This window comes from Chlamydia poikilotherma, from assembly GCF_900239975.1.
Taxonomy (GTDB): Bacteria; Chlamydiota; Chlamydiia; order Chlamydiales; family Chlamydiaceae; genus Chlamydia; species Chlamydia poikilotherma.
In genome coordinates this window covers 1,133,499-1,155,104 of sequence record NZ_LS992154.1, presented here as the reverse complement: position 1 = coordinate 1,155,104, position 21,606 = coordinate 1,133,499, and the positions used below count along the sequence as shown (strand labels likewise).

The following is a 21,606-nucleotide window of genomic DNA, read 5'->3' as shown; positions in this document are numbered from 1 at the left end:
TTAAAACATTGTTCACTTTGTAAATAAATCGAGATTTTGCATGTTTGTGAACACAAGATCAACCATTTTTCAACAGGCTTTTTAAGCAAAAACGTTTTTGTTTTTCTAATCCATGTGGCAGTCTTTTTAATTTTTGAGGTTTTTCATGTTGAGCAGAGATGATGAGTTTTCTTCAGAACAAAAGAAGAGTTTGTCTCATTTCGTTACCAACCTAGAAACAAACATTTTTGTTTTGAAGAATCTTCCGGAAGTGGTTAAAGGAGCTCTATTTTCTAAATATTCTAGATCTACATTAGGCTTACGTTCTTTGCTTTTAAAAGAGTTTTTGGAGGGCGAAGGAGGAGATTTCTTAGATGATTCTGGTGTGGATTTTGAAGTTGGATTACATAAAGCTGCTGATTTTTATAGACGAGTTCTTGATGGGTTTGGAGATGATTCTATAGGAGAATTAGGTGGTGCTCACGTAGCTATGGAAAGCGTTTCCATGCTTGCTGCAAAAATATTAGAAGATGCACGTATTGGAGGGTCTCCTTTAGAAAAGTCTTCTAGATACGTTTATTTCGACCAAAAGGTAAAAGGGGAGTATTTATACTACCGCGACCCTATTTTGATGACCTCAGCCTTTAAAGACGTGTTTTTGGGCACGTGTGATTCTTTATTCGACACGTATGCAGATTTGATTCCTAAAGTGCGTTCATATTTTGAAAAGATCTACCCAAAAGAAGCAGAGGTTTCACAATCAGCTTACACTATTTCTTTAAGAGCTAAAGTTCTTGATTGTTTACGTGGTCTTCTTCCTGCTGCTACATTAACGAATTTAGGATTCTTTGGTAACGGAAGGTTTTGGCAAACGTTGTTACACAAAATTCAAGGCCACAACCTCACAGAAATAAGAGAAATTGGCGAGAACTCTTTAACAGAGTTAATGAAAATTATTCCTTCTTTTGTAAGTCGTGCTGAATCTCATCATCATCATCATCAAGCTATGTTGGATTATCGACAGACTCTCAAAGAGCAACTAACAAGCTTAGCTGAGAAATTTAGTGAAGGTTCTTCACCATCTAAGCAAACAGGAGTTCGTTTAGTTTACGGTGATCCTGATGGAATTTATAAAGTGGCTGCGGGATTTCTTTTTCCTTATTCAGAGCACACCTATGAGGAACTGATTCATATCTGCCGGTCTATGCCAAGGGAAGATCTCATTCGCGTTTTAGAAGCAGGATCTTCATCGAGAGAAAATCGCCGACATAAATCTCCAAGAGGACTGGAATGTTTGGAATTTGGATTCGACATTACTGCTGATTTTGGAGCTTATAGAGATCTTCAAAGGCATAGAATACTTACTCAAGAACGCCAATTACTCACAACAAATCTTGGATATCATATTCCTGAACAGTTATTAGACACTCCTATGGAGAAGGATTTTAGAGAAGCTATGGAGAAGGCTGAAGAAGCTTACAACCAAATTTCTATAGAATTTCCTGAAGAAGCTCAATACGTTGTTCCTTTAGCCTACAATATACGCTGGTTTTTCCATATTAATGGAAGAGCTTTACAATGGCTTTGTGAACTACGTTCACAAATTCAAGGGCATGAAAATTATCGAAGAATAGCCATAGATATGGCTAAAGAAGTGATTAATTTTGACCCGACATACGAAACTTTTTTTAAATTCGTAGATTATTCCGAGTGTGATTTGGGTAGGCTAAAACAAGAATCACGAAAAAGATCTTCTTAGTAATTTCTTAAATATAATCTTTGCGTTTACAGGAACCTTAGAGGTTGGTATTTTTGTTGCTTTCCAAGACGAAGGTCATAAAATGAAAAACCTTATCGATAACAACTTAGTTAGGTTTAAAAATATTTCTAAAACCAAGCAGGGTATTTTCGTTAACTTTAAGGTTAGGGGAGAGAAAGGAGGAGCCTCTTTTACGGCATCTATAGCAGTAGATATAGAATCCGCTGATGTATCTGCGGGAGATACTTTAGAAACTATTATTGAAAGATGTGCTCAAATTGGTGTTGCAGAATTTAAAAAGTGCGAATTCCAGTTCGAAGGAATTACCTGTTTATAAAATTAAAGTTTTCCTGGGTGTAGCGCAGCCTGGTAGCGCACTTGCATGGGGTGCAAGGGGGCGGAGGTTCAAATCCTCTCACCCAGATTTTTTAATACTTCTTACTTTAATAATCGCGAACACCCATATATTCTATAAGCATTTCTAATTCTGAAGAATCTTTCAAACCATGTTGTTTAAGGTGGTTGAGTAATCTAATACACTTATCCATTGAAGTATTTAGAAGCTCTTTTGCAGCGTCTAATCCGAATAACAGTGCGTAGTTCAATCCCACATCTTGACGGTCTTGATGCATATCTAAAATATCATCTTTCATTTGAAATAACAGACCAAAAGTTTGAGAAAATTCAATTATTTGAGGAACGCATAAAGGATCACCGCCCCCAAATAACCAACCAGAAACACAAGCTATTTCAAAAAGAGCACCGGTTTTCTTATTGATGATTAATTGGACATATTCGGGCCCCTCATTTTTAAAGAACATATCTTCATATTGTCCTCCTAAAACACCGTTAACACCAAAGTTCTTATCTGTAACATCAGAAATAATATCGTAAGCAATATCTACTTCTCTAGGATCTATACCTTGAGATTTGAGTTTCTTTGCGTTTAAACGGATCCGAGAATATGCAGAGGGAATTAAAGCATAAGATGCTAGTAAAGCGGAAGCTTCATCAAAAGCTTTATGTACTGTAGGACGTCCGCGACGCTCATCATCGTCATCCATACAAGGAAGATCATCAGCAATTAACGTAGATGTATGTATGAATTCTATAGCTAGGGCAGAGTCTAAAACATCTCTATTCATACCGAGACCTTTAGCGATCATACAAACTAGCATGGGTCGAATGCGTTTCCCACCACTTGTTAGAGAATATTCTACAGGTGCACGCACAGATAATCCTTTAGACCCAAAATCTTCTAAAGAGGACTCTATACCTTCTTCTATCATTACTCGATAAGTTTCGAATATATCCATAACGACCATAACACTTCCCCTAACTAGATGACTTTTCCGGGATAAATTGTTGTATGAGCAGGAATACAATGCCCAGGATTAATAACAGTGTTACACCCTATAGAAACTCTTCTACCGAGAAAGGCTCCTACTTTTCTTAATTGGGTGTCTATCTTTCCTTCTTCGCAAGTAACAGAGATGTTTTTCCCATCAAGACGGAAGTTCGCGCAACGCACTCCGGCACCGAGATTAACTTCTGAACTTAAAACAGAATCTCCTACATAAGCAAAATGTCCTGCTTTAGCTTGATGACCAAAGTAAGCATTTTTTACTTCTGTGCAATGTCCTATCACACATCCTGTTCCCGTAATTACACCACCACGTAGATAGGCGCCATGGCGTATTTCTGTTTGAGGACCTATAATGCAAGGACCAGCAATATAGGCTCCTGATTCTACGTAAGCACCTTCTGCAATTTCTATACTCTCTATATTCTTTAGAAAAGCTCCAGACTCTACGGTACCGTGAATACCTGAGAACACATATGTAGATAATTTTTTATCTATTAATGCTAAAATATCCCAAGTGTAATACGCTTCTGTAATAAGTTCTGGAAAAGGGAAATCTTCAGGAGAAAATAAAACAGATGCGAATATCATGACAGGTCATAGCTTTTTAAGATATTGTCTAGTTATGGCAATTTAGTGACAAGGAGTAATCAAGAGTTATTTTAAGGATAGATTGTTGTCGTTTCGCTGGTTGATGAGTTAGTTAGATTATCATTTTCTGAAAATAAATAACCAACACCTCGAATTGTAGAAATTTTTGACCCATAGGGCCCTAATTTTTTTCTTAAAGAAGCAATATGAACATCGACATTTCTAGCTATAATTTCCTTAGTGTTACCCTTTATTTCCTCTAGCAAATGTTTTCTTAGACACAACTGACCACGATTCATCAGAAGTTTTTTTAATATTCCTGCTTCTGAAGGAGTTAAATGAATAGTGCCCTGAGGGGAATCTATAGAAAGACTTAAAAGATGGAAAGTTCGATCACCAAAAGAAATAGATTCAGGAATTGCGTGTTCGAAATGACAATGATGGCGTAAAAAAGCTCCAATAACAGCATCTAAAACTTTTGCTGTTATAGGACGAAGTAAATAACCGCTTGCGCCGTTGTTTAAAATTTTTACAATAGCCTCTTCTTCAAATACATCAAATAATACCACAAGATCTATTCCGGATGGAATTTTGTTGGCGAACATAACTTCAGGGAGAAGTAAATGTTCACAAAAAATTAAATCGGCTTCAGAAGTGTCTGTAAGGGCAGAAGAGACGATTATCTTATATCCGACATTCTGAGCAAATTCTTTAAGTTGCAAAGATATATTACTGTCTTCGGTAACAAATAATATAATTTTATCCGTAAGCATAATTGAACAAGATGAGCTATATTATTTGAGTAACTAATACAAAATCTTTTATTTTTCAAAGATCCTTTACAGTTTTTTAATTTTTTCTGATTAAAAATAATTTTGCATAAAGACAACGCAATATATATAATTTAACTTTAACAAGTTAAAAAATTAATTAAAAACCAACGGTTTTAAACAAAGCCGATAGAGGCTCTAATGGTTCGCTGTATAGTGTTTTGCTTATTTTTTCTCTCGTGTTTTGCTATGGGAGGGGGCTTGTATTTTATATGTTCCTCACACCACCCTTCTGTAACCTCGTTAGAAAGTGCAAAAGCAGCAGCCTTATGGGTTGATGGTCAAAAAGAACAGGTAGAATCTTTTTTACATCGTTTGCTTCCGAGTCAACAACGACAATGTCTTCTTTGTTTCCAAGGGTTTATTCTGCAAAAGCAGAAAAATATGAACCAATCTGAGAAAATTTTTTCTAAGATTTATGATGAAATAGAGAATACGCAATTTTTATTTAAAGAAGAGATAATAGGCGGAAGGATTCTTAATGCTTTTTTCTTAGAAGATATAGAAAAAATGGAGAATCTAATTAGTTCTTTGCATCAGCAATTTGTAAAATCTCAGTATCTTTCTTTGTTTGAATTCCTTTTGAATTATAGACAGAAACATTTTGATAGAGCTTTACAAGCTTTATCAGCATGGAAAAATCAGTTAAAGGGTTCAGAATCTTCTTTATTAGATTTGAATATTCAACAACTGGTTTCTGATTTCTTTTTAGAGAATATAGAAGCTCATTGTTTGATAGAATTAGGAGAGTTTTCAGAAGGACGAGCTATTCTTAATCGTATTATTGAAAAATTATTAAAAAGAGAATGCGACTGGGATTCTGAAGCTTACGATTATGCTGTTTTGATGTTGAGTAGAAGCTACTTTTTAGAGCTGAAACAATCGAATTCCTTTAAGCTCTATCCGGATTATTATGAAATGATTCTTTTTTATAAGAAGAAAGTTCATGCAATAGATCAAAGGTCCTATGAAGAATTTATTCCTCAAGAGGAATTGTTTGCGATGCTTATGAAGCATATTTTTGTTATTCCAGAAGAACGCTTAGCTCCTTTGATGCAGATAATCAAAAATTGGGAACGTTTTTATTTCAAGCCTAACTATGACTTAGTAATTCAACTTTTAATAGATAGATTTGTTTCTTTCCCTGAACAAGTTGTAACTTTTTGTAATTCTATAACTTTTTTTGGAATAGAGCCTCTCAAGAAAAAGCTTATAGATGCTTTCGGGGTTATTTTATCTGAAAAAGTAAAAGAAGTACAAACCACACAAGCTCAACAAACGCTTTCAGTATTAAAAACTTTAGACTCAGATTTATGGGTAAGTGAGAAATTGATCATCTCTCCTGATGCTCTTCAAGACATCATTTCTCAAGACGATATTGATTACACAAATTTAAAAAAGTATCTAAATCTTTGGGAAGCGATACAGTCTTATGATATAGATAGGCAACAACTTGTTCATCATCTGATGAAAGGAGCAAAGCAACTTTGGAATCAGGGTATTTGTGATGATAAAGCTCTGAATTTACTCCATCTCATTTTGCAATTTACAAATTATGATATAGAAAGTGAAAACATTGTTTTTCTATTTGTAAAGCAGGTCTATAAGCAAATGTTATCTGGGCATTCCATAGCACGCCTGCTGAAATTAGAAGATTTTATTACAGAGTTGGGCTTAACTCCTATAACGATAAGAGAAGAAGAAATAGCTAACTTTTTAGCAGATGCAGAGTTTTTATATGCTCAAGGCAAATACAATAAATGTTATTTTTATAGTTTATGGCTTACAAAAATAGCTCCTTCACCTCAGACCTATCGTTTGTTAGGGCTATGTCTTCTAGAAAAAAAATGTTATTTGGAAGCGTGGGATTATCTACATTCTCTTCCTTCAAATGAGCGTATGTATGATTCTAAAGTTCAGAAGGCATTAGCAATATGCCAAAAACATCTACCAAAAGATCCCGGAGCAGGTTATAAAAGAGGATAAAACGCATATAGTTTTATGCCTTCGTTAAGTTTAGACGTTTCTCATCTTCTTTATAATGTAGTTCAACAACAACTTGTTTTACCTTTAGACTTAGCTTTTGCTAAGAAATATATTTCTCCAAATTCGAAAAAAGGTTTTGCATTTCTTGCTCTTTCTTCTGCTCTTTGGCGTTGTGGATATCCTTTTCTTAATATAGATAAGGACCGATTATTTCCTTCTTTGTCTGGAATTTCAGAAAAGATTTTTTACGAGTACTTCACGGCTCTTCCTGAGGATATTTGTTCATCTTTGTTTGTTATAGAAAACAATAGGATATACCTGCGCTCCTTGTACGCAATTCGTGAAAAGCTTTTCAAAAAGCTTTCTGTATTATCACAAGCTTCTCCACGGTATAATGTAACTACAGAATTTCTTCCTAATCTATCCTCAGAACAAAATACTGTTTTTCAAAAAGCTATTAATAGTTGTTTTTCTTTGATTTGTGGAGGTCCTGGAACAGGGAAGACATTTTTAGCTGTGGAGATAATACTCACTTTAATTAAGCGCTGTCCTCGAAGTCGTATTGCTATAGTTTCTCCTACAGGAAAAGCAACTTCGCACATTCGTCATATACTCTCCCAACATAATATTTCTGAGGATAATGTCACTACCCAAACGATCCATAGGTTTTTACAAGAGCATGCCTATCATCAGTGTAGTTCTGTAGATCTATTATTGGTTGATGAGGGTTCTATGGTGACATTTAACCTTTTACATAGCCTGGTCAACACATTATCCGGGGAAAACAAGAATGGAAAAATCATTGCAGATAACTTAATTATATTAGGTGATGAAAACCAGCTTCCTCCTATAGGAGTGGGCGCAGGAAACCCTCTTCAGGATTTGATATTACGTTTTCCTGAAAGAGCTTTACACCTTTGTGTTTCTCATAGGGCAAAAACAGATCAAGTTCAGAATTTTTCGAAAGCAATTTTAGAAAAACAATCGATTCCTTTTACACCGTTACCTCCTATACATTCCGCAATTACTATGATCAAAGAGGCGTTTGTAAAAACACCCTTATCTCAAACGCAGTTATGTATTTTAACTCCTATGCGTCACGGTCCCTGGGGATATTTACGTCTCAATGAGCTAATCTTTAATGAAATACAAAAAACACATTCTGATCTTCCTATTCCTATTATGATTACAGAACGTTACGAAGCTTGGGGATTGTTTAATGGAGATACAGGATTTCTTTGTCCAAAAACACAACAGTTATTCTTTCCTCATACCCGCTCTATAGATTCTAAGGAATTTTCCTATTATACCTATAATTATGCGATGTCGGTGCATAAGAGTCAGGGGAGCGAATATGATAATGTGATTGTCATTATTCCTAAGGGGGGTGAAATTTTTGATGTATCTATTCTTTACACAGCTATTACACGTGCTAAACATGACGTGTCTGTCTGGGCAGATAGTGATACGTTGAATAAGATCATAAAAAAACCCCACAAGTACACTTATGGGGTAGAATAAATTGCTTCTTTTAAAAAAGACTTTTATTAACCGATAAAATCTTGGACAAAGTTGAGCACTGAAGACATCAACCAGAAAATACCAATAATCAGGGCGGCTTGAGGCCCTAATAAAGCTGGTACGAACGAAGCAAACAAAAGAAGAACCTCGCCGACAAAATCGACTAAGTTGCAAAGTAAGGAGTAGAATTTCTCTCTTAATGTTTGACGACGCATTGTGAAGTCTTCAGCTGAAGATTCTCTGTTTGTTGAGCGTATAGCACCAACGATATTAACAACATCGTCAGCAGCACCGCAAGCCGAGCTAATTGCTGATAGGCTTGTAGCAACTGCTCCTAAACCTTGAGCATGTTTACCTAGAGCCATAAGTTGTAAATGACCGTCCATGAAGCAAACAGATCCTGTTGCTTTCGAAGCCAGGCGAGTAACTTTACTTGCAATAGAAAGAGGGGATCTTAGAATGCGGTTAGGCACCAGCTCAACAGTTCCATTTTCTTTTTGGATAGTTTTTGTATTGATTATGAAATTACCGGTAGCGGAATCAACTTCGTAGAACATAGCTCCTGTTGCAAATTGAGAGAACAGCGCTATGGTATCCACACAAGTATTTATTCCCGAAGCCATTCCACAAGCATGCTCTAAAGAGGAAAGTTTTGCGAGAGCATTAGAAGCGCCTAGTCCTAGAGACGCTTTAGCAATCATTGTAGAAGAACCAACAACCCCAATCATGTCACTTAAGAGGTTCATGCTATTATGAAGTTTTCCTGCTTCTTTGCGAACCTTATTACCACACGTCCTCAATATCGGATTTGAGAGAATATTAGATGATAGAAAAGGACAAAATCTAGTAAGGGAGGCGGTGGTCATAATTACCTACAAACGATTAAAAATTATATTTTTGCATTAGCTCTTAAAGTAGCACGTGACTTGATTCGAGCTGCTTTATTGTTTTTAAAAATACCTCTTTTTACAGCTTTATCAGTAACACTGTAGACTAACTGTAATCCAGAAGTGATAGTTGCTTGATCACCGGCTTTTAAAGCGGTCTCAAATTTCTTCATCATAGTTTTTGCTTTTGACTTAAAACTTTGATTGATCAAATAACGTTTTTGCGCAGTTAAAATACGCTTTTCTGCGGAAGGTCGCTTTTTCGGACCGCCTTTCTTAGTTGTTTTCTTTGGTGCCATTACTACTCCAAAACCGAGGCTTTTTTAGTGCAAAAGAGTAAACTCAGTCTTAACATTCAAAATAAGACTTCACAATTGTAATATACTGTCTTGCAGTAAGGTCAGGATTGTAAAAGAAAGAACAATAAAAAGGAATAAAAACAGAGAAAAATAGACGGTATTTTATGGGAGAGATAAATAAACTTTTGTGCGAACATAAAAAAATAGAATTAACCGTTTAGTTTTTCTAAAAAGACTTTGACGGTAAAAGCATATTTTTGTGAGTTAATGAGACAAGGATTCGAATTTTTATGTCGTTTGTGAAAAATTTTTTTCACCCGCTTTCTCGGTACTATAATTATCTTTTTCCTATAGCTGCATTTCTTCTTCCCCTAATTTGTCTACCCTTTCTTTCAACTTCTCAAAAAAATTATAACTATTTCATTTTCTCAATTATTTCTTCTATAGGCTGGTTTTTTTCTATCGGACTTAGAGAAAAGCAATTAAAAACAGCCGCCGGTCAATTGTTACAAACTAAAATTCGTAAAATTGTTGAAAAAGACGAGGGGTTAAGAAAAATACGTGAATCAGTTGAAGAACGTCAATACGAGAGTCAACAGTTAAGATCTCAAAATCAAAAACTTCTTAATCAATTGCTTCATGTTCGCAGCGTATTTATGAAAACCAAATCTGATACGCAACGCATGGAGGGCACAGTCGCTCGTTTAAGAGAAGAAAATCAATGTTTACAGTTGCAGTTGGATGCATTATCTCAAGAGTGTCGTGAAAAAGAAGAAGAAAGTCAGCAATTGAATTGCGAACTTGCAGATGCCTTAGCTTACCAGCAAGTTCTTAATGAAGAGTACCAGGCAACTTTTGCAGAACAGCATAACATGCTGGATATGCGACAGGTCTATATTGGAAAGCTGGAGTCAAAAGTGCAAGATCTGATGTGTGAGATTCGCAACTTATTGCAGCTTGAGTCGAATATTGTAGATAGTTTGCCTAGGCAGGCTACGGTCAATTCTCAAGAATTACCTAAACAACTTCTTTCAGAATTGAAAAAGATAGCTTTTAAAGTAGAAAATGCAGAGGCAGCTTCATCTTTGACAGCTTCTCGTTATATAAGATCCGAATCTTCTGTACATAACTATTCTTTGGAGTGTCGTCAGCTATTTGATAATCTGAGGGAGGAGGGTCTCGGGATGCTTTTTGTATATGCCCCACAATCTCAGAGGGCGGTTTTTGCAAATTCTTTATTTAAGACTTGGACGGGATATGGTGTAGAAGATTTTTTAAATACAGATAGCGATATTATTATTTCTGGTTTACCTCAATGGGAAACAGATCTTCGTTTACTTGATCGACAAGAACGATCGGGGAAGGTAATAATCAAAACAAAAAACCACGGTCAAATTCCTTTTTATTACTGCTTAACTATTTTAAATAAAGGTCCTCTGCATAATCATGTTTTAGGAGTTCTTTATCCGGTGCGTATAGATGCTCTTCGTGGATAGACTCATCATCGACCGTGTTTATTAAAAATCCCTAGATTTCCTATCTTTCTTTGGCTAAACTATTACCCAAAGGCTAGGGTCCTATTATTTTGTTGCAACCCAATAATTAAATGCTCATGAATACACAAAATGGCCAGGCTACGGAAGCGGCTCATGAAGAAGAAGCTCAAAAAAAACTAGAGGAGCTTGTTTCTCTTGCTAAAGATCAGGGCTTTATCACTTACGAGGAGATCAACGAGATCCTTCCTATGTCTTTCGACACACCTGAACAGATTGATCAGGTGTTGATTTTCCTTACAGGAATGGATATCCAGGTCCTGAACCAAGCAGACGTAGAAAGACAAAAAGAAAGAAAAAAAGAAGCTAAAGAGCTAGAAGGCTTAGCTAAACGTACGGAGGGGACTCCAGATGACCCTGTACGTATGTATTTGAAAGAAATGGGAACGGTTCCTCTTTTAACTAGAGAGGAAGAAGTTGAAATTTCTAAGAGAATAGAAAAAGCGCAAGTTCAAATCGAACGTATTATTTTACGTTTTCGTTATTCCTCGAAAGAAGCTATTTCCATTGCGCAGTATCTAATCAATGGAAAAGAGCGTTTTGATAAAATTATTTCAGAAAAAGAAGTAGAAGATAAGGCGCATTTTCTTAAGTTACTTCCTAAGTTAATTACTTTACTTAAAGAAGAAGATGTCTATTTAGAATCACTTCTCTTAGCGTTGAAGCAGAGTAGTTTATCAAAACAAGAAAGCGCGAAATTAAATGATAATTTAGAAAAATGTCGTATCCGTACGCAAGCGTATTTACGTTGTTTCCACTGTCGTCACAATGTTACAGAGGATTTTGGTGAAGTTGTTTTTAAAGCATATGACTCCTTCCTACAGTTAGAACAGCAAATTAATGATTTGAAAGTTCGAGCAGAAAGAAACAAATTCGCAGCAGCAAAATTAGATGCTGCTAAACGTAGATTATACAAACGAGAAGTCGCTGCAGGACGAACCCTGGAAGAATTTAAAAAAGACGTGCGTATGTTGCAACGTTGGATGGACAAGAGCCAGGAAGCTAAAAAAGAAATGGTTGAATCCAATTTACGTTTAGTGATTTCGATAGCTAAAAAATACACAAACCGCGGTCTATCCTTCTTAGATTTGATTCAGGAGGGTAATATGGGTTTGATGAAGGCTGTAGAAAAATTTGAATACCGCAGAGGATATAAATTTTCTACTTACGCCACCTGGTGGATTCGTCAGGCTGTTACTCGCGCTATAGCTGATCAAGCGCGAACTATTCGTATTCCTGTGCACATGATTGAAACCATAAATAAAGTTCTTCGGGGCGCGAAGAAATTGATGATGGAAACAGGTAAAGAGCCCACTCCAGAAGAATTGGCCGAGGAATTAGGATTAACTCCTGATCGGGTGCGGGAGATTTATAAAATTGCCCAGCATCCTATTTCTTTACAGGCAGAAGTTGGTGAAGGAGGCGAAAGTTCTTTTGGTGATTTCTTAGAAGATACTGGTGTAGAATCTCCAGCAGAAGCCACGGGCTATTCAATGCTTAAAGATAAGATGAAAGAGGTTTTAAAAACTCTTACAGATCGAGAGCGGTTTGTATTGATTCATCGTTTTGGTCTTTTAGATGGGAAGCCTAAAACATTAGAAGAAGTGGGGTCGGCGTTTAATGTGACTCGAGAACGCATTCGTCAGATTGAAGCTAAAGCTTTAAGAAAAATGCGTCACCCCATTCGTTCAAAACAGCTACGTGCTTTCCTTGATCTTTTGGAAGAGGAAAAAACAGGCTCGGGTAAAGCAAAAAATATTAAGGGTAAGTAACCAAACACATTTCATAACTTGTAGGTGTTACCGCAGAACCATATCAATTAATTATTCCAGATTTTCGTCTGTGGGTGCGTCTTGGATGTTCTCTTGAAGAACGGCATTTTAAGCAGCCCATCTTAGTTTCTATAGTTCTTTCTTTTTTTGAAGAGCCCTCTGTTTGTGTTTCAGATGATCTCAATGACGCATGTTGTTATATTGAGATAACTTCTTTAATAGAAGAAGTTGCTTCTAGTAAACCTTGTGCTTTAGTTGAACACTTGTCTAAGCTCTTAATGGATGCTTTAGAATCAAAGTTAAAGAACAAGGTTTCTAAAATAGATTTAGAGGTGCATAAAGAACGCCCTCCTGTTCCTAACTTGTTGAAGCCCATTTGCTTTAAAATAAGTAGGAAGATCTCATTATGACAACAGCTCAATTTATTTGTTTATCTTTAGGATCTAATCTAGGAAATCGATTTGAAAATTTTCGCAGAGCATTTTCTCTTTTAAAGGAGATAGATATAGAAGATTTGCAAAGCTCTATAATTTTAGAAACGAAGGCTTTGTTATTTCCTGGTTCTCCAGAAGAATGGGATTTACCTTTTTTTAATTCCGTACTTATTGGGAAAACAACACTATCTCCGAAACAGTTGTTATCAGAAATAAAACACATCGAGCGTAAGCTCGGTAGAGATTCTGATGCGCTACCCTGGTCTCCGAGAATTTTGGATATTGATATCCTTTTATATGGGGATGAAAATCACCAACAGAAAGATATCAGCATACCTCATGAGAGAATCTTAGAAAGGCCTTTTTTACTTTCTCTTATTGCTTCAATTTGTCCTAATAGAAAATTTCATCAACCAGCTTCTGAGTACCATTTAAGAACGTTTGGAGAAATAGCTCATCTTCTTCCATGCCCTCAGGAGATGATTCTGAATAGTTTTTCCCCTAGTACTTTATTAATGGGGATAGTCAATGTCACCGATAACTCCATTTCGGATGGAGGATTGTACCTTGAAGCTTCTAAAGCAGTTGCTCATGCTGAAAAATTGTTTGCTCAAGGAGCTTCTGTTATAGATTTCGGAGGACAAGCGACTAATCCTAAGGTAAAACAGTTGCTTGATGTAGAACAAGAATGGGCGCGTTTAGAACCAGTATTAAAGCTACTTGCTGAAAAATGGATTGGACGTAAGCAATATCCCGATGTCTCATTAGATACATTTTATCCCGAAATTATCAGAAGAGCTTTAGAGATCTATCCTATTCGATGGATCAACGACGTTTCAGGCGGTTCTAAGGAAATGGCAGAGATTGCTAGAGACGCGAATTTATTATTAGTTATAAATCACTCATGCTCTTTGCCTCCTCGTGCTGATAAAACACTAGCGTTTACTTCGTGTGCTTCTGATCAGTTGTTAAGTTGGGGAGAAAAGCAAGTGAAAGCTTTTGTTGACCTAGGCTTGCACCAGGATCAAATTATTTTTGATCCTGGTATTGGTTTTGGAACAACCCAAATACAAGCATTGAATGTGTTACATAGAATGGAAAAATTCCGAAAGCTTGGCTGTGCTACGTTGGTGGGCCATTCAAGGAAATCGTGTTTCGCTCTTTTAGGCAAGTACGATGCTAAAGATCGTGATTGGGAAACTGTTAGCTTATCAGTATTGTTGCAGCAACAAGGGGTGAACTATCTGCGAGTTCATGATGTGAAAGCTAACCAAAGAGTGTTGTCTGCAGCAGTGTGGCCCGGAGTCTATGTATAAAATACTTGGTATAGTTGCTTGTGATCCTAATGGAGTAATTGGAAATCTAGGAAAACTACCTTGGAACTATCCTGAAGACATAAATTTTTTTTCGAAAACTATAGAAAACATGCCCCTAATTATAGGTAGGAAAACTTTCGAAGGTCTTCCCGATACATATAAGAAAAATCGTAAGATGATAATATTTTCTAAGAATTTTCATGAAAATTCTGAGGATATGGTCTGGGTATCTTCTCTAGAGGAATTTCATAATTTAGAACTTCCTTCTTTGATTTTCCTTATCGGCGGAGGAGATTTGTTTTCTTTATTTTTAGAAAATCACATGTTGCATGGGTGTTTTGTAACGCACATTCATAAGTATTATGACGGAGATACTTTTTTCCCCTTATCTCTATTGGAAGGTTGGAAAAAGACAATTTTAGATGAAAAAGAAGATTTGACATTTTGCTATTATGAAAGTCACACCAATTGTTACGCGTAAAGTTCATGTTTATGATGATCTTTATGAACTTTTAGAAGAATCTCTTCCTTCTTTATCCGAAAATTCTGTAATCGCTTTATCTTCAAAAGTTTTGAGTCTTTGTGAAGGTGCGGTTGTTGATACTAAGACAACAACAAAAGAGGCTTTGATCAAGCAGGAATCAGATGCTTATGTTTATTCTGCTTTTCATGATTTATATCTGACGAAGAAACACGGAATTTTAATTCCATCTGCAGGAATTGATGAGTCTAATGCTCAAGATTACTACGTTTTATATCCTCGAGATTTATTAGCATCCACAAATGCTTTAGGAGTTTGGTTAAAGAATTTTTATCATTTAGAGAATCTCGGAGTGATTATCGTAGACAGTCATACAACCCCTATGCGTCGGGGTGTTTTAGGGTTAGGATTATGTTGGTATGGGTTTTCTCCTCTATATAGTTATGTGGGGAAGCCTGATTGTTTTGGCCGCCCCTTACGCATGACGCAAATTAATCTTTTAGATGCCTTGGCGGTCTCTGCTGTACTTTGTATGGGAGAGGGAGATGAACATACGCCTCTAGCGCTTATAGAAGATGCACCTAAGATCTCTTTTCATTCTTCCCCTACGTTACATTCGGATTTGTCATTACTAGGTATTGATGAAACTGAAGATCTATATGGTCCTATTCTCCGTTCTGTAGTTTGGGAATCTACACATTTTTAATTTTTGGGAGGCGTTAATGAAACCCTGTTTAGATTTATTAGATAAAAACATCAAAGAAAAACATATGTTAGATCATACCTTTTACATGAAGTGGTCTAAGGGAGAGTTAACGAAAGAGCAGTTAAAGGCATATGCTAAGGATTATTACCTCCATATTAAAACTTTTCCACGTTATCTCTCAGCAATACATAGCCGTTGTGATAATTTAGAAGCACGCAAACTGTTTCTTAATAATCTCATGGATGAAGAAACAGGCCATCCTAATCATATAGATCTATGGAAAAATTTTGCTTATGCTTTGGGTGTTAATGAGGAGGAATTAGAAAATCATGTTCCCAGTGCAGCAGCACAAAAGAAAGTCGATACATTTTTGCGTTGGTGTACCGGAGATTCATTATCTGCAGGTGTGTCGGCTTTATACACCTATGAAAGCCAAATCCCTACAGTTGCAGAGACTAAAATTTCTGGATTAAAACAGTATTTTGGTTTTACTGCTCCTGAAGATTACGAGTACTTCACAGTACATCAAGATATTGATGTAAGACATGCTTGTGAGGAAAGAGAATTAATAGAAACATTACTAAATAATGATTGTAATAAGGTTTTACAAGCTTCTAGAGAAGTATGTGATGCTTTATATGACTTTTTAGACACTTTCTTAGACGAGAAAGCTACTTGTTCAGCAACCCTGCTTCCTGTTTCGGACTCTAAACCGTCTTCATGTGGTTGTAACTGCTGTCATTAATTCGCATGGTCTCCTTCTCTTTGTAAAATAAGAGAAGGAGGGCCTAAAGATTGTAATTTTAAGCTACAGGTTGCGCTGTTTGCTCTTCTTTTTTCTCTTCTGCGACTGCTAATTTTGCTGAAGAGATTATGTCAAAGATACGTTTTTCTAACTCATCAAATAGCTTTTTATTTTTCTTGAGTTCTTCACGAACAGCCTCTCTTCCTTGGCCTAACTTGCGATCTTGATAGTTGAACCAAGAACCCTTTTTTTCGACGATATTATGTTCTACAGCAAGATCTAGAATACATCCTGCTGAAGAAATGCCTTCATTAAAGAGAATATCAAATTCTGCGGTTCTAAATGGAGGTGCTAATTTATTTTTAGCAACTTTTACTTTGATGCGGTTTCCAAGATCAAAGCTTTCATTACCTTTAATGGCTCCAATACGACGGATATCCATACGTATTGATGAATAGAATTTTAAAGCACGTCCACCTGTTGTTGTTTCAGGATTGCCGAAGCTAACGCCTATCTTTTCACGAATCTGGTTAATGAATACCGCACAGGTTTGACTACGCGCTAATGTTGCTGTAAGCTTACGTAATGCTTGAGACATCATACGTGCTTGTAGCCCTACATGTACATCACCGATATCTCCTTCGAGTTCGCTTTTAGGAACCAAAGCAGCTACAGAATCAATAACAATAACATCAACAGCTCCTGATCTTGCCAATAGTTCAGCAATACTTAAAGCATCTTCACCACAATCGGGTTGGGAGATCATAAGATCATTGATATTTGCACCTATAAGAGAAGCGTAGCTAGGATCTAAAGCATGTTCTGCATCGATATATGCAGCAATGCCGCCCATCTTTTGAGCATTGGCAACGATATGGGTAGCTAATGTGGTTTTTCCTGAAGATTCAGGGCCGAAAATCTCAACAATACGTCCTTTTGGAACACCCCCAATACCTAAAGCTAAATCTAAAGATAAGGCTCCTGTTTTTATAGTTGAAATTTCATGAGTGGCAGAGTGTTTCCCTAGACTCATGATAGATCCAGAGCCAAATTGTTTTTCGATATAGGCAATTGCTGCTTCTAGTGCTTTTTTACGATCAGGTACATTCATTTAATAGGTGCTCCTTTTTTCCACACTTTCTATGCAATAGTCCTTCATTTTTGGACTTTGAGAGAAGAATGGGTAAGCTTCTTCTCGAAATTAGCTAAGAGATGTCAGAGTGGTGATTTTTTATGATAGATGTATGCTTGGCTTTTCTTTTGATTTTTATGGATAACCCAATTTTTCACACCAGTCAAGATAGAAAGCAGTTGTAAATGTAACATTTTCTGTATCTGTAGAGTTCGTTTTAAATAAGGATAAAAGATTTTTCGTGGGTTCACCTTGACAGTGGTCTGTCATCATACACACAGAATGTGTTATTGACAATTCACTGATTTATCAGAAAACACACAAAGGTTTTTATAATTAAGGGCTTAAAAATCTCTAGGAGATATTTCTGAACACATTTCTTAGAATAGATTTTGTTATGCTAAAAATACTTGAGATAGGGAAATATCGTGGTCTTCTCTAGGGAGAATAAGAGTTTTTTGTTCCTTAAACCCGACGCCTATAGTTATTGGATGGGAATTTACTGCTAACCAACGATCATAACAACCACCGCCGTAACCAAGACGATAATTATCATTATCAAAGGCTAAGGCCGGGATGAGAACATGAGTGATTTGTTGAGGTTGAATGGGTTCCAAATTAAATTCAGAAAGCCGTAAAGGATGTGTTAGATTTGATAAAACCTTTAACGAGGGCACGTGAACAGGGATAAGTTCATGATTTTGCGTTTGTGGTATGGCTAAAGAGAATTCGTTGATAAGAATGCGATTTGCTAAATCTATATTGATTTCTGAACGGAAAGAAATAAAGGAAAGAACCAAGCTTCCCTTGGGTAATTCACGAATAAAAGCAGCAACGGCTTGAGAGGCTTGTGATAATCGCGGTTCCTGTATAGATTGCCTTAGGGAGGTAAAAAATTCACGTCGCTTCTTTTTCTCAGCAATTACAGAAGTATTCATAGCTAATTGATCAGAGGTTTACCATCTTGATAAGGGATCTTTTTAGTAATAGTTCCCGAAGATGTGAAAAATACAGCTGTTCCGCAGCCTTTATCTATCTTAGAATAGGGATGACGATCTCCAGGACGGAAGTATTCTCCTTTTATAAGTAGTTCATTGTCGTATTCTTCAGTAGCCATAATTTGGCCTTCAGGATAGTACAGGGTTAATAGGCCGGATTTTTTATTATTTATCAATTCCTTACAACTTTCTAATGACCCATTTGGATACCAGGTTTTTACAGGACCTTGTAAAATTCCGTGATTCCAGGTTAAAAGAAGCTTAGATTTTCCTGTATCGGGATAAAAAAATAACTCTTCACCATGTTTCACACCTTCAACCAGTGTGTATGTTTGAAGAATTTGATCTCCAAGGCTATCGAATACGGTAACTTTCCCGCAGGCTTCACCTCGTATAAACACGCGAGTTTCTACAATCGCATGTTTCCCATAAATTGCCTGTACTCCGTTGCCATTAACGATTTCAGAGAATATTTGATGTGTGTGAGGATCTAAATAAGAACCTTTTAATAACAAACCATTATCATATTCCTCTTCAGAAAGCACAATATTAGAACGTTCTTGATAGCGTACGGATACACTATGTTTTTCTCCATCTTGATAAGTTTGCTTTTTCAGCAAAAACCCTTCCACTGTGTAGGTAAGGAAATCGCCATGAGCGCGGCCTTTATGATAAGAACATTCTTTCCATACTTGACCATTCGGATGATAGTAATACGAAGTTCCCTGTAGCAAACCTTTATCATAATTAATAGCGGCTTCTAACATACCCTCGTCGCTATGAGCTAGTGTTGTCCCATGGAATAACCATCCAGATTCTGCAGAGGGATGAAGGTCTGCAATTCCTCCTATGACTTCTGCTTGGATTTTAATTTTTCCATTGCCATGCCATTCTCGGTAGCGTCCGCAAGCGCGATTATTCACACACTCTAAATACTGTTTTAATTGACCATTCGGATGGTATGTTGTTAAACACGAAACATTTTCACCTCGTGTATTTTTATACATACGCATAACTTTTTGATAGGGCTGGGGAGATAGGAAATCTACCTTAGCATACTTTTTCAACTTCTCTTTAGAGCAGATTGTCTCCGATAAGCCATTTCTATCAATGATGTTAATCCCTGTTAATGTTAGCTTCTCATAGGTTCCAGCAGCATAGCTTGGAGTAAAAGCAAAACATAGAAGGAATAAGCATAAAAATTTTCTTATAACCATCGACTTATAGCCTCAGCATTTATAGACCACACCTGATTGTTTAACGACGTGGTCAGTTTTGTCATTTCCCAATGTGTGAAGAAAGCTAAAGGTGCGTTGGGGTTGTTAGTATCGATTAGATAAAATAGTTCTTCAAGATTATCGCTATCAGCTTCTACAGGATTTTCCAGACGTAGGGATATGAGATCATCGGAAATTTGTCCGATTGACCATATCACTTGATTGTTTGATGAAAGAAACAGCTGTTTCCTCGACCACACCTCTTTACTCTGGGAAATCAGGGAATTTTCTTTAAGAGACGCTAGACGGTCTTGTTCCCTACCTAATAGACGAATTTTCTTACTTGCATGAATAAATTCTTGGGGCTGGATGTTTTTATGTTGTTGTTTAAGACGCTCGTTCATTTTATTAATCAGATCAGATTGATCTTTCATAACCTTTAGAGTAAGAATGTGCGAGTTTAGAGCTTCCCAACGTTTTGTTGTCCGGACATGTTTGTAAACAATGCCTATAATCGGAAGACAGCTAACTAAACTTAACGCAATAAGAGCGCAAACTAATGACCATTTTTTCATAGGGCTTCCTGGGAAACTATAGTAAATTGTAATTCAAAAGAGTGTCCGCTACACAACGTTTTGCTAACATTAGAGAGTTTAGGATGCAGGGATATTTTGCGGAGGAACTCAGACACTTCTTCAGGATTTCCTTCACCCCTAACGGAAATATTTGCTTTGTAAGGTAGAGCAGGGTTCTGTTGTGAAGGGAATGATGTTAAGGAATAACAGAAATACGAAAGTTTCACGGAAGGAGTATTCTGCGCTACAGAAGACAGAAATTGCATAGTTTCTTTACTTGTCGGGATTGTAGGCAGGTAGGGATACTCAAAGTGCTTATTCGATGATACAGCGGCGTGCAGCGCTTCTTCTACACCACGAAGGGATTTAGGAATTTTTTTTGTTTCAGGACATACTAAGGCAAAATGTTCTCGCACTCGATGAGAAATAGAGGCAAGTTTTAAAGTAGAGCCTAGACCCACAAATATTGTGGATAGCAGAGCGAGTTTTCCTATTATAAATGCTGAACGTTTTAACCAATGTTTTTGAGATTCTGCGCAGTTAAAAACTGGATTATAGGGAAATGTTAGTGTTCTTCGGTAAGCTCCATGATACGCCGTAGTAATCGCATCGCCATAATTTGCCCATTCTTCTTCTTCTAAACCAAAAGTCATTGTTTGGCAGGAAATCAGAGGTAAAGACAATTTTTGTTCTAAGTATTTTTTTAATTCCTCAGGAAGTTGTACAGTATGTATAGCGGTCAACTCTACAGCAGGATAGGTTTCTTTTACGTAATCTAGTGTAGTGAGAATGTCGTCGCCATTTTTCTTTGTCGGGTTGCAAAAAGAACGGGAGACGAGAACGGATCCATTTTGGACAAAAAGACATGTAGTCTCAGAAGAACCCGTATAAACCAAAAAATATGCAGGGAGAGCTTTTAAAGGTGTCTGTTGGGCCAGGGAAAATATATCTGCAGGTTGGCAAGATATGGTATCCGGAAATATGCGAGCTTTGTGTAGAAGAGCAATTTCACGTTCAACCGTAGTTTTCTGTGTTACCCATAAAGTTACTAAAGTTTCTCCATTCTCATTTCTTTTACCTAATCTAGGCGCAACTACCAAGGAATTCCAGGGGAATGCCGCATTAGTTTCTAAATCGGTTAAAGCTATCTTTAAAATGTTTTTTTTATTTTTTAATAAAGAGACAGAGCTTCTAATTAGACTACCGGTTCCTTTTAAAGAAAAAGTTATAGAAGCTGTTAAGTACTTTTTTGGAAGTTGCCATTCTTGATTTTCAAAGATATGCTCACAATGGGAAACTATCCATCCTTTACATGTTTTCTGCAAAATTGCTATTTTAATAGTATTATTTGCATCTTGGGTTACCCCGATGTGGTATATGGGGAGTTTAAAATCCATAGTACGGTGTTCTTAAAAAATAAAGATAACCATTTTAAAGAATAAATGGCTGTTTTTCAAGAAAA

Annotated in this window: 21 protein-coding genes and 1 tRNA gene; 12 read left to right on the top strand and 10 right to left on the bottom strand. The window is 36.6% G+C overall.

Features of this window, described 5'->3' with window-relative positions; translation table 11 throughout:
• The first annotated feature begins 145 nt into the window (after positions 1-145).
• From C10C_RS05140 to C10C_RS05130, 3 genes are all read left to right on the top strand, one after another.
• On the top strand, positions 146-1,738 hold the full coding sequence (locus C10C_RS05140) for an FAD-dependent thymidylate synthase (RefSeq protein WP_117274745.1): 1,593 nt from the start codon (positions 146-148) through the stop codon (positions 1,736-1,738).
• An 82-nt stretch (positions 1,739-1,820) separates the two neighbouring features.
• On the top strand, positions 1,821-2,075 hold the full coding sequence (locus tag C10C_RS05135) for a hypothetical protein (protein ID WP_006343670.1): 255 nt from the start codon (positions 1,821-1,823) through the stop codon (positions 2,073-2,075).
• 13 nt (positions 2,076-2,088) lie between these two features.
• A tRNA-Pro gene (locus C10C_RS05130) sits at positions 2,089-2,162 on the top strand.
• A 19-nt stretch (positions 2,163-2,181) separates the two neighbouring features.
• Here the strand turns inward: C10C_RS05130 and C10C_RS05125 are convergent.
• From C10C_RS05125 to C10C_RS05115, 3 genes are all read right to left on the bottom strand, one after another.
• Positions 2,182-3,063, bottom strand: coding sequence for a polyprenyl synthetase family protein (locus tag C10C_RS05125; protein WP_117274744.1), 882 nt, complete (start codon positions 3,061-3,063; stop codon positions 2,182-2,184).
• 14 nt (positions 3,064-3,077) lie between these two features.
• Positions 3,078-3,692 carry an LbetaH domain-containing protein gene (locus C10C_RS05120; protein WP_117274743.1) on the bottom strand — a complete coding sequence of 205 codons (615 nt, stop codon included), beginning with the start codon at positions 3,690-3,692 and terminating at the stop codon, positions 3,078-3,080.
• Between the two features lie 71 nt (positions 3,693-3,763).
• Complete coding sequence (locus C10C_RS05115; protein ID WP_117274742.1) at positions 3,764-4,465, bottom strand: response regulator transcription factor; 702 nt, start codon at positions 4,463-4,465, stop codon at positions 3,764-3,766.
• Between the two features lie 198 nt (positions 4,466-4,663).
• On the opposite strand from C10C_RS05115, the gene C10C_RS05110 reads away from it, so the two are divergent.
• Together C10C_RS05110 and recD are read left to right on the top strand one after the other, a co-directional pair.
• Positions 4,664-6,508: a DUF1347 family protein gene (locus C10C_RS05110; protein ID WP_117274741.1), complete on the top strand. Its 1,845-nt coding sequence runs from the start codon at positions 4,664-4,666 to the stop codon at positions 6,506-6,508.
• A gap of 15 nt (positions 6,509-6,523) precedes the next feature.
• Entirely contained in the window at positions 6,524-8,029 is a 1,506-nt protein-coding gene (gene recD / locus C10C_RS05105; RefSeq protein ID WP_117274740.1) for an exodeoxyribonuclease V subunit alpha, read from the top strand.
• Between the two features lie 26 nt (positions 8,030-8,055).
• Here the strand turns inward: recD and C10C_RS05100 are convergent, their stop codons facing one another.
• On the bottom strand, positions 8,056-8,730 hold the full coding sequence (locus C10C_RS05100) for a hypothetical protein (RefSeq protein ID WP_174222248.1): 675 nt from the start codon (positions 8,728-8,730) through the stop codon (positions 8,056-8,058).
• Positions 8,731-8,918: 188 nt separating this feature from the next.
• A complete protein-coding gene (gene rpsT / locus C10C_RS05095) occupies positions 8,919-9,215 on the bottom strand; it encodes a 30S ribosomal protein S20 (RefSeq protein WP_117274738.1) in 297 nt (98 codons plus the stop codon).
• A 290-nt stretch (positions 9,216-9,505) separates the two neighbouring features.
• Here rpsT and C10C_RS05090 point away from each other — a divergent pair, with 290 nt between their 5' ends.
• The 7 genes from C10C_RS05090 (at position 9,506) to C10C_RS05060 (ending at position 16,222) form a co-directional block, all read left to right on the top strand.
• Positions 9,506-10,711 (top strand): hypothetical protein, encoded by a 1,206-nt coding sequence (locus tag C10C_RS05090; RefSeq protein ID WP_117274737.1) that lies wholly within the window; start codon positions 9,506-9,508, stop codon positions 10,709-10,711.
• Positions 10,712-10,821: 110 nt separating this feature from the next.
• The gene (locus C10C_RS05085; protein WP_117274736.1) at positions 10,822-12,540 is read left to right on the top strand and encodes an RNA polymerase sigma factor; all 1,719 of its coding nucleotides are present in this window, start codon (positions 10,822-10,824) and stop codon (positions 12,538-12,540) included.
• Between the two features lie 50 nt (positions 12,541-12,590).
• Positions 12,591-12,950: a dihydroneopterin aldolase gene (gene folB / locus C10C_RS05080; RefSeq protein WP_275667695.1), complete on the top strand. Its 360-nt coding sequence runs from the start codon at positions 12,591-12,593 to the stop codon at positions 12,948-12,950.
• Positions 12,947-14,290 carry a dihydropteroate synthase gene (gene folP / locus C10C_RS05075; protein ID WP_117274734.1) on the top strand — a complete coding sequence of 448 codons (1,344 nt, stop codon included), beginning with the start codon at positions 12,947-12,949 and terminating at the stop codon, positions 14,288-14,290. Before folB ends, folP begins: the two co-directional genes overlap by 4 nt.
• Complete coding sequence (locus tag C10C_RS05070) at positions 14,283-14,771, top strand: dihydrofolate reductase (protein WP_117274733.1); 489 nt, start codon at positions 14,283-14,285, stop codon at positions 14,769-14,771. Before folP ends, C10C_RS05070 begins: the two co-directional genes overlap by 8 nt.
• On the top strand, positions 14,743-15,477 hold the full coding sequence (locus tag C10C_RS05065) for a putative folate metabolism gamma-glutamate ligase (RefSeq protein ID WP_117274732.1): 735 nt from the start codon (positions 14,743-14,745) through the stop codon (positions 15,475-15,477). Before C10C_RS05070 ends, C10C_RS05065 begins: the two co-directional genes overlap by 29 nt.
• 16 nt (positions 15,478-15,493) lie before the next feature.
• Complete coding sequence (locus C10C_RS05060; protein WP_117274731.1) at positions 15,494-16,222, top strand: CADD family putative folate metabolism protein; 729 nt, start codon at positions 15,494-15,496, stop codon at positions 16,220-16,222.
• Positions 16,223-16,280: 58 nt separating this feature from the next.
• Here C10C_RS05060 and recA read toward each other — a convergent pair whose 3' ends face one another.
• The 5 genes from recA to C10C_RS05035 form a co-directional block, all read right to left on the bottom strand.
• The gene (gene recA, locus C10C_RS05055; protein ID WP_117274730.1) at positions 16,281-17,333 is read right to left on the bottom strand and encodes a recombinase RecA; all 1,053 of its coding nucleotides are present in this window, start codon (positions 17,331-17,333) and stop codon (positions 16,281-16,283) included.
• A gap of 416 nt (positions 17,334-17,749) precedes the next feature.
• Positions 17,750-18,292 carry a 5-formyltetrahydrofolate cyclo-ligase gene (locus tag C10C_RS05050; protein WP_117274729.1) on the bottom strand — a complete coding sequence of 181 codons (543 nt, stop codon included), beginning with the start codon at positions 18,290-18,292 and terminating at the stop codon, positions 17,750-17,752.
• 2 nt (positions 18,293-18,294) lie between these two features.
• Positions 18,295-19,569 carry a toxin-antitoxin system YwqK family antitoxin gene (locus tag C10C_RS05045; protein ID WP_117274728.1) on the bottom strand — a complete coding sequence of 425 codons (1,275 nt, stop codon included), beginning with the start codon at positions 19,567-19,569 and terminating at the stop codon, positions 18,295-18,297.
• On the bottom strand, positions 19,560-20,144 hold the full coding sequence (locus tag C10C_RS05040) for a hypothetical protein (RefSeq protein WP_117274727.1): 585 nt from the start codon (positions 20,142-20,144) through the stop codon (positions 19,560-19,562). The genes C10C_RS05045 and C10C_RS05040 overlap by 10 nt, the downstream gene beginning before the upstream one ends.
• Entirely contained in the window at positions 20,141-21,541 is a 1,401-nt protein-coding gene (locus C10C_RS05035) for a hypothetical protein (protein ID WP_117274726.1), read from the bottom strand. The genes C10C_RS05040 and C10C_RS05035 overlap by 4 nt, the downstream gene beginning before the upstream one ends.
• Positions 21,542-21,606: the final 65 nt, after the last annotated feature.

Excerpts from the sequence above, each read along its gene's own strand:
- C10C_RS05035 (WP_117274726.1), bottom strand. The coding sequence starts at position 21,541 with ATGGATTTTAAACTCCCCATATACCACATCGGGGTAACCCAAGATGCA.
- C10C_RS05065 (WP_117274732.1), top strand. The coding sequence starts at position 14,743 with ATGAAAGTCACACCAATTGTTACGCGTAAAGTTCATGTTTATGATGAT.
- recD (WP_117274740.1), top strand. The coding sequence starts at position 6,524 with ATGCCTTCGTTAAGTTTAGACGTTTCTCATCTTCTTTATAATGTAGTT.
- C10C_RS05070 (WP_117274733.1), top strand. The coding sequence starts at position 14,283 with ATGTATAAAATACTTGGTATAGTTGCTTGTGATCCTAATGGAGTAATT.
- C10C_RS05060 (WP_117274731.1), top strand. The coding sequence starts at position 15,494 with ATGAAACCCTGTTTAGATTTATTAGATAAAAACATCAAAGAAAAACAT.
- C10C_RS05110 (WP_117274741.1), top strand. The coding sequence starts at position 4,664 with ATGGTTCGCTGTATAGTGTTTTGCTTATTTTTTCTCTCGTGTTTTGCT.
- C10C_RS05040 (WP_117274727.1), bottom strand. The coding sequence starts at position 20,144 with ATGAAAAAATGGTCATTAGTTTGCGCTCTTATTGCGTTAAGTTTAGTT.
- folP (WP_117274734.1), top strand. The coding sequence starts at position 12,947 with ATGACAACAGCTCAATTTATTTGTTTATCTTTAGGATCTAATCTAGGA.
- recA (WP_117274730.1), bottom strand. The coding sequence starts at position 17,333 with ATGAATGTACCTGATCGTAAAAAAGCACTAGAAGCAGCAATTGCCTAT.
- C10C_RS05090 (WP_117274737.1), top strand. The coding sequence starts at position 9,506 with ATGTCGTTTGTGAAAAATTTTTTTCACCCGCTTTCTCGGTACTATAAT.
- C10C_RS05125 (WP_117274744.1), bottom strand. The coding sequence starts at position 3,063 with ATGGTCGTTATGGATATATTCGAAACTTATCGAGTAATGATAGAAGAA.
- C10C_RS05050 (WP_117274729.1), bottom strand. The coding sequence starts at position 18,292 with ATGAATACTTCTGTAATTGCTGAGAAAAAGAAGCGACGTGAATTTTTT.
- rpsT (WP_117274738.1), bottom strand. The coding sequence starts at position 9,215 with ATGGCACCAAAGAAAACAACTAAGAAAGGCGGTCCGAAAAAGCGACCT.
- C10C_RS05120 (WP_117274743.1), bottom strand. The coding sequence starts at position 3,692 with ATGATATTCGCATCTGTTTTATTTTCTCCTGAAGATTTCCCTTTTCCA.
- C10C_RS05140 (WP_117274745.1), top strand. The coding sequence starts at position 146 with ATGTTGAGCAGAGATGATGAGTTTTCTTCAGAACAAAAGAAGAGTTTG.
- C10C_RS05115 (WP_117274742.1), bottom strand. The coding sequence starts at position 4,465 with ATGCTTACGGATAAAATTATATTATTTGTTACCGAAGACAGTAATATA.
- C10C_RS05135 (WP_006343670.1), top strand. The coding sequence starts at position 1,821 with ATGAAAAACCTTATCGATAACAACTTAGTTAGGTTTAAAAATATTTCT.
- C10C_RS05085 (WP_117274736.1), top strand. The coding sequence starts at position 10,822 with ATGCTCATGAATACACAAAATGGCCAGGCTACGGAAGCGGCTCATGAA.
- C10C_RS05100 (WP_174222248.1), bottom strand. The coding sequence starts at position 8,730 with ATGATTGCTAAAGCGTCTCTAGGACTAGGCGCTTCTAATGCTCTCGCA.
- C10C_RS05045 (WP_117274728.1), bottom strand. The coding sequence starts at position 19,569 with ATGGTTATAAGAAAATTTTTATGCTTATTCCTTCTATGTTTTGCTTTT.